The sequence below is a fragment of the Sphingobacterium puteale genome, from assembly GCF_003627955.1.
Taxonomy (GTDB): Bacteria; Bacteroidota; Bacteroidia; order Sphingobacteriales; family Sphingobacteriaceae; genus Sphingobacterium; species Sphingobacterium puteale.
This window is the reverse complement of record NZ_RBWS01000001.1, coordinates 160,223-177,325: the sequence shown is the minus strand read 5'-3', so window position 1 is coordinate 177,325 and position 17,103 is coordinate 160,223. Positions and strand designations below refer to the sequence as shown.

The 17,103-nt window shown below is 39.9% G+C and carries 14 protein-coding genes; 4 read left to right on the top strand and 10 right to left on the bottom strand.

Annotated elements, in window-relative coordinates; translation table 11 throughout:
- Positions 1-110 precede the first annotated feature (110 nt).
- The 9 genes from D7322_RS00770 to panC all read right to left on the bottom strand — a co-directional run bounded on the left by D7322_RS00770 (position 111) and on the right by panC (position 9,708).
- Positions 111-1,754 (bottom strand): NAD+ synthase, encoded by a 1,644-nt coding sequence (locus D7322_RS00770; protein WP_121120577.1) that lies wholly within the window; start codon positions 1,752-1,754, stop codon positions 111-113.
- Positions 1,755-2,637: 883 nt separating this feature from the next.
- Positions 2,638-3,240, bottom strand: a complete 603-nt coding sequence (locus D7322_RS00765) for an FKBP-type peptidyl-prolyl cis-trans isomerase (protein WP_121120576.1) — start codon at positions 3,238-3,240, stop codon at positions 2,638-2,640.
- Positions 3,241-3,309: 69 nt separating this feature from the next.
- Positions 3,310-3,960 carry an FKBP-type peptidyl-prolyl cis-trans isomerase gene (locus D7322_RS00760; RefSeq protein ID WP_121120575.1) on the bottom strand — a complete coding sequence of 217 codons (651 nt, stop codon included), beginning with the start codon at positions 3,958-3,960 and terminating at the stop codon, positions 3,310-3,312.
- A 71-nt stretch (positions 3,961-4,031) separates the two neighbouring features.
- On the bottom strand, positions 4,032-4,721 hold the full coding sequence (locus tag D7322_RS00755) for an FKBP-type peptidyl-prolyl cis-trans isomerase (protein ID WP_121120574.1): 690 nt from the start codon (positions 4,719-4,721) through the stop codon (positions 4,032-4,034).
- 75 nt (positions 4,722-4,796) lie between these two features.
- Positions 4,797-5,264 (bottom strand): thioredoxin family protein, encoded by a 468-nt coding sequence (locus D7322_RS00750; protein WP_121120573.1) that lies wholly within the window; start codon positions 5,262-5,264, stop codon positions 4,797-4,799.
- A 40-nt stretch (positions 5,265-5,304) separates the two neighbouring features.
- Positions 5,305-7,641: a TonB-dependent receptor gene (locus D7322_RS00745; RefSeq protein WP_121120572.1), complete on the bottom strand. Its 2,337-nt coding sequence runs from the start codon at positions 7,639-7,641 to the stop codon at positions 5,305-5,307.
- A gap of 370 nt (positions 7,642-8,011) precedes the next feature.
- Complete coding sequence (locus D7322_RS00740) at positions 8,012-8,374, bottom strand: hypothetical protein (protein WP_121120571.1); 363 nt, start codon at positions 8,372-8,374, stop codon at positions 8,012-8,014.
- Positions 8,375-8,484: 110 nt separating this feature from the next.
- A complete protein-coding gene (gene panD, locus D7322_RS00735; RefSeq protein WP_121120570.1) occupies positions 8,485-8,835 on the bottom strand; it encodes an aspartate 1-decarboxylase in 351 nt (116 codons plus the stop codon).
- A 24-nt stretch (positions 8,836-8,859) separates the two neighbouring features.
- Positions 8,860-9,708 carry a pantoate--beta-alanine ligase gene (panC, locus tag D7322_RS00730; RefSeq protein WP_121120569.1) on the bottom strand — a complete coding sequence of 283 codons (849 nt, stop codon included), beginning with the start codon at positions 9,706-9,708 and terminating at the stop codon, positions 8,860-8,862.
- Between the two features lie 148 nt (positions 9,709-9,856).
- Between panC and D7322_RS00725 the strand changes: the two genes are divergently transcribed.
- From D7322_RS00725 to uvrC, 4 genes are all read left to right on the top strand, one after another.
- Entirely contained in the window at positions 9,857-10,675 is an 819-nt protein-coding gene (locus D7322_RS00725) for a glycogen/starch synthase (protein WP_121120568.1), read from the top strand.
- Between the two features lie 325 nt (positions 10,676-11,000).
- Positions 11,001-11,480, top strand: a complete 480-nt coding sequence (ispF, locus tag D7322_RS00720; RefSeq protein WP_121120567.1) for a 2-C-methyl-D-erythritol 2,4-cyclodiphosphate synthase — start codon at positions 11,001-11,003, stop codon at positions 11,478-11,480.
- 297 nt (positions 11,481-11,777) lie between these two features.
- Entirely contained in the window at positions 11,778-14,048 is a 2,271-nt protein-coding gene (locus tag D7322_RS00715; protein WP_121120566.1) for a transglycosylase domain-containing protein, read from the top strand.
- Between the two features lie 174 nt (positions 14,049-14,222).
- A complete protein-coding gene (gene uvrC, locus D7322_RS00710) occupies positions 14,223-16,034 on the top strand; it encodes an excinuclease ABC subunit UvrC (RefSeq protein ID WP_183078572.1) in 1,812 nt (603 codons plus the stop codon).
- A 124-nt stretch (positions 16,035-16,158) separates the two neighbouring features.
- Here uvrC and era read toward each other — a convergent pair whose 3' ends face one another.
- Positions 16,159-17,037 (bottom strand): GTPase Era, encoded by an 879-nt coding sequence (gene era, locus D7322_RS00705; RefSeq protein ID WP_077437022.1) that lies wholly within the window; start codon positions 17,035-17,037, stop codon positions 16,159-16,161.
- Between the last annotated feature and the right edge of the window lie 66 nt (positions 17,038-17,103).

Here is a 17,103-nt window from a genome sequence, read left to right as displayed (position 1 = left end):
CAAGCCAAAGCAATTATTATGGCAATTCATTTTTGTACTGTACAGCACGGATTTTAATTTATTAATGTTAGACAAAAAACTATAAATATGGTTTAATGCTAATTGTAAAATTAATATGGATATTTTGCTACTAGTGGAATCTGTCTTCCCGTACCAAAAGCTTTGGGGCTCACCCGCAGGATTGGCGGTGCCTGAAAGCGTTTAAATTCAGCATTGTTCAACAATTTACTCACTCTTTCTACTAACGCTTTTTCGAATCCCATTGCTACAACTTCGGAACCGCTCTTTTCATTTTCAATCAATTCATATAAGATGTTATCCAGTAGGTCGTACTCCGGTAGGGAATCCGAGTCTTTCTGATCGGGACGCAATTCGGCTGATGGGGCCTTCTCAATGGTGTTGACCGGGATAATTTCACGCTCCCGATTGATATAACGAGCCAGTTCATAAGCTTTGGATTTATAGACGTCGCCAATGACCGAAATGGAGCCTGCCATATCGCCGTATAAGGTGCCGTAACCAACAGCGGCCTCGCTTTTATTGGAAGTGTTTAATAGGATATTGCCAAACTTGTTTGATACGGCCATCAAGATAACAGCACGTGCACGCGCCTGTATATTTTCTTCGGTGGTATCGTGTTTCAAACCTTCGAAAAGTGGAGCGAGTGTATTTTCGTATGCTGAAGCGATATCTTTAATGGGGACGATATGGTGTTTGCAGCCGGTATTGGTCACCAAGTCCATTGCATCTTTGATGGAATGATCTGAGGAATAGACAGAAGGCATTAAAATGGAAAGCACATTATCTGCGCCGAGTGCTTCACAGGCCAGGGCAGCAACCAAGGCTGAATCTAATCCTCCTGATAAACCTAATACTGCTCTTTTGAATCCTGATTTTTGGAAATAATCACGTAATCCCAAAATCAATGCGTCATGGATCAAGGCAATCTCTGTTATAGGATCTTTTGTGGGAGCGGTGGTTGAAGTAATATTTTTCTGATGATAGGTGACATACTGTAGGTCTTCTTCAAATCGTTTTAATTCAGCTACCTTTGTCCCGTCGTTGTTGAGCGCAAGTGATCGGCCATCGAAGATAATATCCATATGTGCTCCCACTTGGTTGACATATATCAGTGGACGATTGGATTTCACGACCTGACGGGAAAGCACTTTAACACGCTCTTCAAAATGTGTGTACGAGAATGGCGAAGCTGCAATATTGATCAGTAGATCAGGGTTCTCTTTTCGGAGTTCGGACATAGGGTCACCTACATATGAGTTGCCGCCCTCATCGTCGTCCCAAAGATCTTCACATATGGTCAGGGCAATTTTTACACCGTTCAATGTGATGCAATCAAAACGCTTGTTGGGTTCAAAGTATCGGTATTCATCAAATACATCGTAATCTGGTAATAAACCCTTTTTTACAATATTTCGAACAGCTCCCTGTTCGATAAATATGGCGGTATTGTAAAGTGCTTTTCCTTCAGGATCGCTGTTTGTGACAGGCGCACCGATGATACAGGCAATGTCCTGGCAGTGAGCTGCAATCTGGTGAATAGCGGCGTTGCACTGTTGTTTAAATACCTTACTTCGCAGCAGGTCTTTGGCCGGATAACCTCCGATAGCGAGTTCTGCAAATATGATAAGATCTGCCGATGCTTCTTTGGCTTGGTTGATGGCATGAATTATTTTTTTTGTATTTGCTTCAAAATTACCAATATGGTAATTCAATTGTGCTAAAGCTATTTTCATTCCTATTTCTTTTTTCAATTTATTAGATGGCAAGTGTCGTCAAGAAAATTCTGATAGTTTCCTATTTTTTAACGCACTTCATTAAACGTAGTGTATACTGACAAAAGCTCTTACACAAATTTATTCCTTTTTATTGAAAGTGTTTGTTTATTGATATTGTTTTCTAAAAGAATTCAGGCTTTCATTGCCTTGCTTATTTTTTTCTTAAAAATTGGCCGTTTAATTCTCTGATTTTGAAGACCATGATATGGTCTTACACACTTCGTCGAATCTTGAACAATACTGCTTCAGAATATATTTAAAAGCTTCCAATGAATTCTTTCGTGCATTATTCTCGTTAATTATATCTATTGGTTAATTTATTTCACAATAAATATTATTCAAACATGGTCACTAGCCTGTTACAATTTGCTAAATTGTTTTAACATAATTTTAACAACGTTAAATGCTGTTAAATTTCTTGACATGAAAGGGAATGTGTGTTACCTTTGATATATCAAAACAGAAAGATATATACAAAATAATATATAAAGAACTTTTCATAATTTAGGTTAATAATTGGTTAGGTAAAGCTCGGAGTTCCCCACTTCGAGCTTTTGTTGTTTAAAAGCTCTTCCTATTCACTTATTATACCGGTCAGACATGGAGCTTTACTCGGCTGGATTCCTAAGTCGAGAAATGCACTTATTGTTCTAGTTGGGATTTATTATTTTGAGCATATTCCTATTTTCCAGTAGCCAAGGGGAAATATAATACGATATTTTTGATAAGATTATATTGTGATTAACAGGAAGAAATAGAAAACACCTAAAATCAGAAGTTGCTTTAGACGTCTTTACGTTTGTATTTTAAAAATATTACCGGTTTTTTGTGTTGAAGGATCTTATTTGATGTCTACGACTTCGATAACAAAATCCAATGGAGAATTAGCAGGGATTTTACCCATTGCTAGACTCCCATGCGCCCATCTGGAAGGTACCACAATATGGATCTTGGAGCCTTTTTGAAGCCCTTTTTCGGTCAGCCCTCCTAATTTCATGTCTCCAATCCTTTTTGGTGCGAAGGCGAATGTCCAAGCCGGAATAATTGTGCTGTCGAAGGGATATTGATAGCCTGTATTTGTTCTAATGTTGAAGGTTGATGTTTTGCCTGCTTCCGTTTGATCAAAGATATTCCCATTCAAAAGTTTTCCTACATATTTTACGGTAGGAGAAAATTTGAGATGTTTTGCATTTAGTGTATCTACTATTTTATAGTTATAGTTACCCGTTCCTGTGGCAAGCATCTCATACCATATTCCCGTTTCTGCATCATACTGTGCATCAGGAAACCAGCTGTCAACATAATTTTTAAGTAGGACGGAATCTGTCTTAAATTGCTCAGTCGCATTATAAATAGGGATATCGTCGTTTTTATTGCAGCTAACAACATTCAGTAGAGCGAGGGCTACGATTCCTAAAAATAAAGGCGATAAAAATTTATTCATAGCACGGTTAATAGGTCTTCAAAAACTTTTTTGGATGGTTTTTGAAGACCTATTGTGTTTTTTGTAAGACTATTTATTTTTAATATCAACAACCTCAATTGTAAAATCTAAAGGTGATTTAGCTGGAATCGAAACGTCTGAAGCGGAAGAGCCTTGTTTGCCCGTATCACCGTAAGCCCAAGGAGACGGGGTAATGATGCGGATTTTAGATCCTTTTTTTAGACCTGTTGGCGTAATTCCTCCTGTTGGAATGTCCTTGCCATTATACGATATGGATTTCGGAAGAAAAGCGATCTGCCAAGCTGTGATAACGCTGGATAAATTCAATGTAGCTGTTTTTCCCTCTTCGGTCTGTTGGAATATTGTGCCACTGGGAACAAGTTTACCAATGTATTTTACCGTCGCATCAGGAGCAATAATTCCACCGTTGGAATTAAATGAATAGGTGTATGAGCTCTCCTCTCCAGTAGCTAAAAGCTGGTAGGCTAGACCTAGAGAATCAATATATAGTACATTCTGAAGCTGGTTGTCCGCCACATATTTCTTGATAATAGGAAATTGTTCTTCAACGCGCTTTTTGTTGATGGAATCCTGAATGCGTTGTTTTTCCAACTGTTCTCTTTCCCAAGCGGCATAGTCAAAATTGTCTTTGTTACAGCTAGCAAAAAAGATCGAGGTCAGTGTTAGTCCAAAGAGTAGGGCAGAAAGTAGTTTTTTCATGGTATTATGTTAATTTTAATTTAAAGAAGCCATTCTCGGGATGAAAATGGCTTCTTTAAATAGTATGTTTTTTAGTTTGAAGTGGCTGCAGCAATTGCGGTAACTTCAATTTCATAAGCAACGGGTGTATTTACAGGAACCGTTACTTTTTCACTTCCATCTTTAAATTCTTTTTGATCAAAACCCAAATAAGATGGTGCTACAAAACGAATTTTGGATCCTTTCACTAAGCCTGTGGCTGTTAGCCCATTGAATTTTAACTCTCGACCATCTTGACTAATTACTTTAGGGATAAATGCATAGTACCACGAACCGCCATACTTATTGATCGCAGGACTTAAGTTGCTATAATTAGTCGGCGTACCCTCTTTACTTTGATCGAATACAGTTCCGTTCAACAATTGTCCTTTGAAGTTGATTGTTACCGATGGCGACGTAATTACATAGCCTCCATTTCCAACCTGAGCTTTATAAGTGTAAGAGGTTTTGTCTCCGGGGCTTAAAATTTGATAAACAATCTTAGTTGAATCATCTACAACATAATTTGGCTGTCCGGCTTCGTTTTTAAAGTTTTTTTGCGCATATTCTAATAATAAAGGAGCTTGATCTTTATATAAAGAATCTTGCCTTGCCTTCTCCCTTTTGATAGCTTCCTCTTGTTGTCTGTAATATTCATCCCAGTCAAAATTATCTTTATTACAAGACGCGAAGATCATTCCCAGACACAAAAATGCCATTAAAAATTTCGTGATATTTTTCATAATTTCTTAAAGTGTGTATTAATTATAAGATTCCAAACGCACGTTCGTTTGGTTTCGCTACACAAATATGTTAAATTATTCTAAAAAATCATTTAACTCTTTTGAGTTCAGGTATTTTTGTTGTATATTTTTTAAGCGAAACTCCTTGTCAAATCGAAGAAGGCTTGGGAAAATCATCTGTTTCCCATTCAATAACGCTAACGCCAAAGGATGATGCTGGCCAGTTCTTTTTTTGTTGGATTTCGGCTTCCAAACGCTCTGATCAAAAGTAATTTCCTGCGCAGATTCCGCGTCTAAACTGACTGCATAATAATTTTTATTGATCACAGTGACAAGATTCTGCTTGGTGAATATCTCCCGTTCCATCTTCCGGCAATATGAGCACCAGTCGGTATGGATAAAAATAAGGGTCTCCCGCGGCTCGACTGCAAGTAAAGAATCGAGCTGTTCAAAACTGACCCAATTTATCCGCTCCTGTCCAAAATGGAGGAGCGGATAAAATAATGCGATCAATAGCATGCTTATTTTCCGGCAATATTTCATTGTTTTTTTATTAACGTCTATTTCTCCCGATGGCAATTTCCTAATGAAAATGTCCTACCCGAAGACCGAAGGTATATGTTCGTGGACGTGTAGGGCCATAGATATAGTCCGAATCCCGTAATGCACCTTTGTCAAAATCCTTTTGAAAGGCGTTGAACATATTCTGTACACCACCAAAGAACTCGATACTAAAATCCTTATGTACAGGCAGAGTATATCCCAAGCGTAGGTTCAATTCAACAAAATCTCTTGCATTTTTTAAGGTCATAATATCTTGCTGGATATGTGGCACAATCATTTTACCTGTATATACTCCTGTCAGATCGACTGCAAATCGTTTGGTCGCTTTTAGGTTTGTGTTCATATAACCGTAGATATTGGGTGTCCGGACATATTTCTTTGTCCAGATATCATGGGTATCCTCTTTGCCTTCATAGATCAGCTGATCTTTTTTATAACGCGAGCGTTGGATTGTTCCTCCGGTCTGGAAGGAAAGCCAGGATGAAGGGGCAATATTGATTTCGATGTTAGAACCATATACACGTGCTCCTTCGCCATTCTGCATCTCTTGAATGATCAATCCGTCTTTTTCTGAAGCCATAACATTCACAAATTGATTGTTGAGGTCCGTGTAGAAGCCTTCGACAAGAAAGCTTGTCTGTACATTTCCAAAATTCTTGTTGTAACTGAAGGAACCCGTATAAGCATTGGAATATTCGGTTTTTAAGTTCTCGCCAATCAGGACAAAAACCTGATTACCTCCGATAGAGGTGACGTGCATATCTTCATTAAAGGCCTGTGGAGCCCGAAATCCACGTGCATATCCACCTCTGAATTGGAGGTCTTTTGTCAGATCATACAGCACGGTTAAACGTGGGCTGAAAGTTCCGAAACGTTGATCCGAATTCCGATCTATGCCTGCAAGACTGTATTTGCCATCGACATAGGTGTAGTCGTAACGGGCACCGATCAGCGTTTTTAATGTCGCAAAAGGTTTCCATTCATATTGTGCATAAGTTCCTAATCCTTTGTTTTGCTGATCGATAGTGCGTTTGTATCCGGGTATTTCATCCTGTGTGTCATTGTAGGAAAACTCTACGCCAGCAGTAAATACATCCTTTTCAAAATTGTAGGTGTATTGACTTCCAACAACTAACGCAATGTCGTTTGTCTTTCCATACGAATTGGATGCAAGCGTACTGTCAGCGAGTGTGGTTCCGCCGCCAAGACCGCCATAATAGCTGTCCCGTGCGGTTTTCTGAACGGAACCGTAAGCCGACAGTTTGTGTTTGTAATCTTCGGAATAATGATCGTAGGTGATTCCCCCGACAATGGAGCTGGTTTGCAATTGCTCTGTGATCTGAGTCAGGTGGGGCGCTTTATCAAGCTGATCTCCACCCCGACGGAATTCATTGACCGTGCTGAAATCAATGGTAATTTTATCCAGATCGCTCGGTTTGTAAAACACCTTGGTGCCAAACGTAGTATTCCGAAGCTTGGTTATCTCAGAAAATCCATCGCCATTAGCGTCATAAGATTCCCTATTACGGTGCATGCCATAAAATGTTGCACCGGTTTTTAAGTCCTCCGCCACAAGAGAAGTATTGAAGTCTACGGTATTGTCCCAGCTTTTGCCGCCGATCAATGAATTGGTGGATTTTACCTGCCAGTCATTCTCGACGGGATCTTTCGTAATGATATTGATGGTTCCGGCGATGGCATTGGCACCGAATAGTGCTGAGCCGCCACTACGGACAACTTCGATCCTGTCAATCATGCTGGTCGGGATCTGATCCAATCCATAGACACTGTTTAATGCCGAAAAAACAGCTCTACTGTTGATTAATATCTGTGAATATGGACCTTCAAGACCATTGAGTCTAACCTGCGAAAAACCACAATTTTGACAGTTATTTTCCACCCGAACACCGGGTTGATAATTTAATGTCTCTGACATTGCGACGGATTGTGTCGCATTGAATAGTTTTGGACCAATGACATTGACCACAACCGGTGCATCCTTACGTTTGACACCGTAACGGGTAGCCGAAACGACAACCTCGTCGAGATTAAGATTGTCTTCGTCGAGCTGGACCTGAAGCGGTGATTTTAAGGTGTCCAAACTGATCACTTTTGTCAGTGAGCGATAACCTACAGCGGAAATATTTAAAGTTACTTTGGGCGTAGTCAGGTTATTGAATTTAAAGTGTCCATCAGCATCTGATGTTGTGGCTGATTTGCTGTTCTTTATGGTCAATGTGCCAGAAGCAATGGCTTCACGGTTTTTATTGAATAAATATCCCTCCAGAGGTGATTGTGCGTATATGGTGGATGTGCCGGCTATTAGTGTAGCCAGCAACGTATATTGCTTTAGCATTTTTATAAGATTGAGTATGGAGTACTTCGTTTTGAGATCTTAATCCTAAAAGCTTATAATCTTTTATATTGCATACTTTTCGCTATAGACAGGGGTGATGCTAATTTTAGAATCTTGCCTGTCAGCTGTATCATATAACATTGACTATATAACTTAGTCTTAAGATGTACTAAGATCTTTGGACTGCAGATCACTCACCTGCAGCCAATCTACCGTTTTCTTTTAATCATTAAATATGAACAGGTGCAACAGTGGGCAACCCACGATCTTGATCAATTTTTCGATTCTGGAAATAAAGCAACTGACAAATGCCGGCGGCATTGCCTGATGTTATTTCACGGTACGTTTGATTAAAAAAAAATAAATGTTTTTATGCTAAGCGGGGAGGTCCTCGGAGGTAATAGGGACTAGTTGAAATACGGGCAACTTCTGGACAGATCGAGGAGTAATTTGTTGTCTGAATTTCCTTTGGTGCTGGAAGCTCGAGGACGATGAATTCCGTCTGAACATATGTGTTTTGATAGATGACATTCAGATAATCGATCTGGTCATCGGTTTCCTGAGGCTTTTCTTTCTTTGTAAAATCATAAGGGTGCGTGTGCATCACGATTTCCCCAGTCGATTTTACCTCTTTGTGCATAAAAACAACACCAGAAATAATAATCAGCGACATCAAAGCCAATTGGAATGATGCGATAAGCTGACGCAGGTTTCTTGTTGTTTTTAATTCCATAAAAAAGCGCTACTTGATAAAGTAACGCTTCAAAAATACGATTTTTATTTAGCAGTAGGTGTGTCTACTGGATAAAATTATTATTAAGTATTGGAGTCGCTAGTTCGATACTATCTGATCAAATGATTGTTGTCATCCGGAAAAACTAAAGAAGGCTGAAACTGCTTAGCCTCCTCAAAGTCCATTGTTGCATAAGAAATAATAATAACGATATCGCCAACCTGTACTAACCGTGCGGCAGCTCCATTTAAACAGATCGTGCCCGATCCGCGCTGTCCGGGAATCACATACGTTTCCAGGCGGGCCCCATTGTTATTATTTACGATCTGAACTTTCTCGTTAGCGATGATATTTGCAGCATCCATCAAATCTTCATCTATCGTGATACTACCCACATAATTCAATTCCGCTTGTGTGACTTTCACGCGGTGAATCTTGGATTTCATTACTTCTATTACCATGGCGCAAAGGTAAAATTTTTTTTATTAAGCTAACGTCATATTATCAATAAGACGAACGCCTTCAACCCAGGCTGTTACCAGTATCACATACTGTTTACTGGCATCAATCCGCTCAACTTCTTTTAAAGAGTTGCTTTCACAGATCGCAAAATATTCGACTGTTACTCCCTTTGTCTGTGTCAAAATAGTAAGGGCTTTCTCTTTAATTTCTTGTAGGTCAATGTTGTCTGCAAGATGATCTTTTACATATTGTAACGAACGCGAAAGTGCGCGGGCTTTTGTTTTTCCTTCTTCGCTCAGGCGCATATTTCTGGAGCTCAAGGCTAAACCGTGTTCATCCCTGATTATTGGGCAGATCGCCAATTGAATTGGAAGATCTTTAATTTCGATCATACGTTTGATGACCATGACCTGCTGAAAATCCTTTTGACCGAAGCAGGCAATATCGGGCTGTACTAGAGTAAACAATTTATAGACTACCTGTGTTACACCCTGAAAATGGCCCGGACGTTTTTCACCTTCCCATATTTGATCCAGTTCGCCAAGGTCAATATGCCAATTTTCGTCTTGATCGGGATACATTTCTTCTACACTTGGCATAAATAAAATGTCACAATCGACGGACTCCAGTAGCCTGATATCATTTTCAATCGGACGTGGATATTTCTCCAGGTCCTTGGGGTCGTTAAACTGCGTAGGGTTGACAAAAATGCTACAAACACGAATATCACTGATGGGTTTGGCATAATCTAATAACGACAAATGCCCTTCATGAAGTGCTCCCATGGTGGGGATCAAGGCTGTCTTTTTACCTGCCGAGCGTGCTTTTTGGAGATGTGCTTGGAGGGATGCTTTCGTTTTGAAAATTTCCACTTTGCTGAATAGTTTTTTGTTCGCAAAGTTGCATATTATTTTGGGAATATAAAACGATGATTGATAGCAAATTGCATGGTAAGTATTTTTTTTGTACCTTTGTAGACCGATTTTACTGTTCGAAAATAATAAATAAAAATAACTGGAGATGGCAAAAACGAAGATATTGTTTATTACTCACGAGATGTCGCCTTTCCTCGAATTAACCAAAATTTCTGAAATTACACGTCAACTGCCTCAAGCGATGCAAGAGAAGGGTTTTGAAATCCGAATCTTGATGCCTCGTTTTGGGAATATCAATGAGCGTAGAAATAGATTACATGAGGTGATTCGTCTTTCAGGCTTGAACATTGTTGTGGATAATAATGATAATCCGCTAATTATTAAAGTAGCTTCACTGCCTGCAGCCCGGATGCAGGTGTATTTCTTGGATAACGAGGACTACTTTCAGCGTAAAAAAGTTTTTAGTGATGAGCATGGCGAATTCTTTGCAGACAATAATGAGCGTTCGGTGTTCTTCTGTAAAGGAGCGTTGGAAACTGTTAAGAAATTAGGCTGGTCACCTGATGTAGTACACTGTCATGGATGGTTTTCTGCTTTGGTGCCTGCTTACGTGAAAACAACGTACAAGGACGACCCTACATTTAAGGATGCAAAAGTGATGTATTCTTTGTTTAACGAAGAGTTCAAAGGTACATTGGGTTCAAAGTATGCCGAAATGGCTCCGGAAGGTGCTTTTAAAGCTGATGATGCGCAAGTGTATGGTGATGGTAGCTATGAAGCAATCTATAAAGGTGCATTGCATTTTACGGATATGGTTGTCGTAGCTGATGAAAATGTCAATACAGAGATTGTTGATTTTGCCAGATCCAAAGATATTCAGGTTTTTGAACCTAACGGTGATCAGGATTACGATGCATTTGGCGAAGTATATGATCAGTTTGCGCCCGAAGAAGTGGAAGTATAGCTCCATCCTGAAAGGTTGAGTAAAACAAACAGACAATAAATTATTAAAAAGGGCTATTTCCGACGAAATAGCCCTTTGTTATTCGGATTATACCGCTATTGGTAGTCAACAGTTAAAGCAGAAGATCATGTCCGATGCTAAACTCCATTTCAAAATATCGGTACTAAAATGTTATCTTCGTAGCTATAAAAGTATCGTGGTCACAATTTAAGCTTGTGAAGTAAATAAATGGACTAGGTATGAGGCATCTTTTACAGAACAAACAAAGCGAAACGAACTTATTTATTACGTTGAAAAACGTATTCTCATAATTTTAATAGTAATCATGAAAATCAAGGTAGGATTTGGGTTTGATGTCCATCAAATAGAGGCGGGGCATCCATTTATTGTTGGAGGAGTACAGTTGGAGCATCATGCAGGAGCTTTTGGTCACTCAGATGCCGATGTGTTGGTCCACGCCATCTGTGATGCTATTTTGGGCGCTGCAAACCTGGAAGACATCGGTTATCACTTCCCCAATACGGATATGCGCTGGAAAGGGATCAGTAGCTTGTTGCTGTTGAAAGAATGTATGAAATTGATTCAGGCAAAAGGATATCAACTTGGCAATATTGATGCGATGCTTTGCCTTGAAGCACCTAAAATCAAGCCTTATATTCCACAGATGAAGGTCAAACTTGCTGAAGCTACAGGTCTGGATGCGGATGATATTTCCATCAAAGCAACCACTAATGAAACAATGGGTTTTATCGGTAGGCAAGAGGGAGTCGTTGCTTATGCTGTCTGTTTGATAGAACGGGTATAACATCATCATCAACTTAGTAAAAGGAAACATTTTCATGTTTTCATGCAAACTTTTGAATGAATTAGTAATACCTTTGCCATGAAGCATTCTTTGGCACATTATCTGATAGAGTGGACATTAAAATCTTATTGAAGTCTATATAAGAGCAAATAGTGAAATATCCAAATAAAAAAATAGACACGGATCAAAAAACTGGATATTCCATGTAGCCTTAAAAAACAAAATGCAGTACATTCATCAATGCCAATGAAAACAAGCATAAATGAATAATATTTGCACATGAAATTTAGTAAATAGATGAAGCGAGTATCAAAAAAAAATCAACTTACTGAAGGCGATATAAAACGATATACGTTCAATTTTTGGAAGATCATTATCGGTATTGTAGCCTTGGGATTCCTGTTTATATTGAGTATACGCCTTGGACTATTTGGAAAATTGCCTTCGTTTAACGATCTGGAAAATCCAAAAAGTAATTTAGCGTCTGAGGTCATTACGGAGGATCATAAAGTATTAGGGACTTATTATGTACAGAACCGGTCGAATGTTAAATACAGTGAGCTGTCTCCCTATTTGGTCAAAGCATTGGTATCCACAGAGGACAAGCGCTTCTATGACCATTCTGGGATAGATTATTCACGTACCTTTACCGTGATCTTCCATACATTGACCGGCAATAAACAGGGGGGAAGTACCATTACGCAACAGCTGGCGCTCAATCTTTTTTCTGATGGCCGCCAAAAGAACTTTTTAAAACGGGTTATCCAAAAATTTCAAGAGTGGGTGACTGCTGTCCGTCTGGAAAGAAATTATACTAAGGATGAGATTATTACCATGTATTTCAATACGGTGGATTTCGGTGCATATAATACATTTGGGATAAAATCTGCAGCCCGAACTTATTTCAATACCACGCCGGATAAATTAACTGCTGAACAAGCGGCGCTTTTAGTGGGCATGTTGAAAGGTCCCGGAGCTTATTCACCCGTAAGGTATCCTGAGAAGTCAAAAATTCGGCGTAACACTGTATTAAATAATATGGTGGCGGCCAATTTTATTTCTGCCGAAGAAGCATCGAATGCGAAGGAGAAGCCACTCGGACTGGAATTGAAAATCGCAAACTACGGGGAAGGGCTGGCACCTTATTTTAGAGCTGTATTGAAGGATCAGATTAAGAAGGAATTTGCTAATCTTAAGATTGTTAAAGCTGACGGGACACCTTATGACTTGGATCGCGATGGATTAAAGATCTATACGACCATCAATATGTCCATGCAACAGTATGCTGAGGATGCGCAGAAAGAATGGATGAAGCAGTTGCAATCGAAATTTTCAGCGCAGTGGAAAAATAGGGATCCGTTCAAAGGAGATAAAGCGAAACTGCTGATCAGTGGAATGAAACGTTCTGATCGTTATCGGATATTACGCGAAGAGGGATTAAATGACGATCAGATCAAAAAAGCCTTCAATGTGAAAGTTGCGATGAATATTTTCACCTGGAAAGGCAGTAAAGATACCATGATGACGCCAATGGATTCCATTAAATACAACAAGCTAATGCTACGGAATGCCATGATGTCCATGGAACCAAAAACAGGTCATATTAAGGCTTGGGTTGGCGGAATTGATTTTGACCACTTCAAATATGACCAGGTTAAAATGGGAACACGGCAGGTAGGGTCTACGGCTAAGCCATTTACCTACGCAGTGGCTATCGATAACGGTTATTCGCCTTGTTATAGTATTCCTAATTACCAACAAACTTACAACGGTTGGACACCACGCGGAAATGCGCAAGGAGGTAACCCGATTACCCTGGCAAAAGCATTAGCCTATTCCCAAAACTATGCTACGGCTTATCTCGTGCATGAAGTAGGTGCAGCAGAGGTTGCTGCATTAACCAAACGCATGGGAATAACAAGCGATATACCTAATTATCCTTCCATTTCCTTAGGCGCCTACGAAGCATCGGTCTTTGATATGGTCGGCGCTTATTCTGCCTTCGTTAATCAGGGTACCTGGATCGAACCAACAGCGATTTTACGGATAGAAGACAAAAATGGTACACCAATCTATGATAAGGCACCGAAAGTTGTTAAAGCGCTAAATAGCGAGTCCGCTTATATTATTGTTGATATGCTGAAAAAAGTTGTATCTCAGGGTACTGCACGACGTATTCAGTGGAAATACAAGCTCACCAATCCGATCGGTGGTAAAACGGGTACAACCAATGACAATTCTGATGCATGGTTTATCGGTATTACTCCAGAATTGGTTACAGGGGTCTGGACGGGAGCAGAGGATCGCGGAATCAGTTTTGACCGGATGGAATATGGGCAGGGGGCTGCCGCAGCTATGCCAGTCTTTGCTTTCTTTATGCAAAAGGTCTACAAAGATTCAAACTTAAAATATACGAAAGGTGATTTCGAACAACCGCAGGGTGGACTTACCCGCGTTATTGACTGTAATCAGTATTGGGGTGGTGGCGGCTCTGATGTCGAAGACGGATCTACAGACTCAAGCACTAAGGATGAGCCGAAACTAAAGGATGACCGTTTGGGATTTTAATCTTAGTATTGAGTAGTAGTATTGCGTATTGAGATTCTGGTTGGACAAGCCTGCGGCTTACAAATGGTCTTCATTTTCTTGTTTTGACTTTTCAGATGTGATCATGGAGGCTTTGGTTTGATAGCCCATTTCTTACAAGCTGCCTCCGTTTTTTACTTTTTAATTTTTAGAGTTTTGACATTTGACTATAGAGAAGAATTAAAGAAAATACCTCATCGACCAGGGGTCTATCAGTATTTTGATAAACACGATGAACTGATCTATATCGGTAAGGCGAAAGACCTTCGTAACCGGGTGGGGTCTTATTTTGTCAATGAAAATCAATTGAACGGTAAGACCCGTGTTTTGGTCCGTAAGATCAACCGTATTTCTTTTACTATAGTAGATACCGAAATTGATGCTTGGTTGCTGGAGAATTCATTGATCAAGAAGCATAAGCCAAAATACAATGTCATGCTCAAGGATGACAAGACCTATCCATGGATTGTCATTAAGAATGAACCTTTTCCCAGAGTGTTTTGGACCCGGCAATTCATTAAGGATGGTTCCCGCTATTATGGGCCATACCCTTCTGTCGGTATGATGCATATCGTACTTGATCTGATTCGGGAATTGTTTCCGCTTCGGACATGTAATCTGGCACTTACGCAGGATAATATCCGAAAAGGTAAGTTCAAAATCTGTCTCGAATATCAGATCGGAAACTGTAAGGGGCCCTGCGAAGGCTATCAGTCTGAAGAAGATTACGATCAGAACCTGAGTGACATCAAAGATATTCTGAATGGTAAAATTTCCGTGGTCACCAATAGGTTAAAGGAAAGCATTGCCGCAGCAGCAGCTTCACTTGATTTTGAACGGGCACAATTGATTAAAGCCAAACTCGATAAACTGGATAATTATCAGAGCAAATCGACCGTGGTCAATTCTTCGATAACCAACGTGGATGTATTTAGTATTGCTTCGGATGAAGGGTATGCCTTTGTCAATTATCTAAAGGTAATGAATGGCGTCATTATTCAGACGCAGACCCTTGAAATGAAACGTCGCTTGGATGAGAGTGAGCAGGAACTCCTGTCTCTGGCCATCCCCGAAATACGTGAACGGTTTAAAAGTCTGTCGCGTGAGATTATTGTGCCGTTTGAACTGGATATTGAGGAAAATGAACGGATACGTTTTACAGTTCCTAAGCTGGGCGAGAAGAAAAAGTTGTTGGAGCTATCCCAAAAAAATGTAGCTTTCTTCAGAAAGGAACGCCTGTTGCAATATGAAAAGCTGAATCCGGATATCCGCACTGAGCGTATTTTAAAACAGATGCAGAAAGATCTCCGCATGAATGTATTGCCACAACATATTGAGTGTTTTGACAACTCCAATATTCAGGGAAATTATCCTGTATCGGCCATTGTGGTGTTTAAAGATGCAAAGCCTTCCAAAAAGGATTATAGGCATTTTAATGTGAAAACAGTGGAGGGACCGAATGATTTTGCAACCATGGAGGAGGCTGTTTTTAGACGGTACAGAAGGTTATTGGATGAGGATCAATCCTTGCCGCAATTGATTATTATCGACGGTGGTAAGGGACAGTTAGGTGCTGCATTAAAAAGCTTGCGCTTACTAGGGATAGAACGTAAGGTAACAGTCATCGGTATTGCCAAGCGACTGGAAGAGCTTTTCTATCCCGGGGATCAGTATCCGCTGTATTTAGACAAGAAATCGGAAACGTTAAAGGTCATTCAGCATCTGCGTGATGAGGCCCACCGCTTTGGTATTACTTTTCACCGTAATCAACGTAGCCGAAAGACTTTTGTGTCTGAATTGGAAAATATACCCGGTATCGGGAAAACAACGGTGGAAAGGGTGCTGACCGAATTTAAATCTGTTAAACGAGTGAAGGAAGCTTCGGATGAAGACCTAAAAAAAGTGCTCAATCTGAAGCAGATTAAAGCACTTCGTACATATTTTAGTGAGACAAGTTTGTCAGGCTAGGGCTGCAAAACAAAAATCTCCGTATCACATCTGAAGAGTCAAGACAAGAAATTGAAGACAGCTTGTAAGCCATAGGCTTGTACAACCAAATCTCAATACTCAATACGATCTACTCAATACTTGATTAATCGTCGTATCCAAAACGTTTGAGGTAATTCTTTTTGCTCCTCCAGTCAGGAATTACCTTCACGAAAAGTTCCAGGAAAACCTTTCCATCAATAAATTCCTCTATATCCTGACGGGCGTAGGTGCCCACTTTTTTGATCATCGCACCCGCTTTACCGATGATAATGTTCTTTTGGGAATCACGTTCAACAATAATTTCCGCGGCAATGCGCGTAATATTTGCTTCTTCTTTGTAGGAAGTAACAATCACTTCTGTACTGTAAGGAATTTCCTTGTCATACAGTTTAAATACTTTTTCACGTATCATCTCGGAGACAAAGAAACGCATGGACTTGTCTGTCAGTTCATCTTTTTCGTAGTAAGCCTCATGGATCGGCAACTTATCTTTGATGTATTGCATGACAGCGGATACATTATGATCCAACTTGGCTGAGATAGCAAAGATTGTGTCCGGATTTAGCTTTTCTTGCCAGAATTCAATTTTGGCCTTTACCTCTTCTTCAGAAGATTTATCTATTTTGTTGATCAGGACGGCTACCGGAGAATTCGTTTTACGCAATTTCTCCAATACGTCATTCTCGTCGTATTTCTCGTGGATATCAGTCACAAATAAAATAATGTCCGCATCAATAAGCGATCCCTGGACAAAGTTCATCATTGATTCCTGTAAAGAATAGTTTGGTTTGATGACACCCGGTGTGTCGGAAAACACAATTTGATGGTCTTCATCGTTTACAATACCGATAATGCGGTGTCTTGTCGTTTGCGCTTTGGGTGTGATGATAGACATCTTTTCACCTACTAAAGCGTTCATTAGGGTGGACTTACCAGCATTTGGCTTTCCGATGATACTTACGAATCCTGCTTTATGTGACATTTTTCTAAATTTTATTAGGATTACAAAGAAACAAAATATATCTTTGTACTCCAATTCGGAAGGATC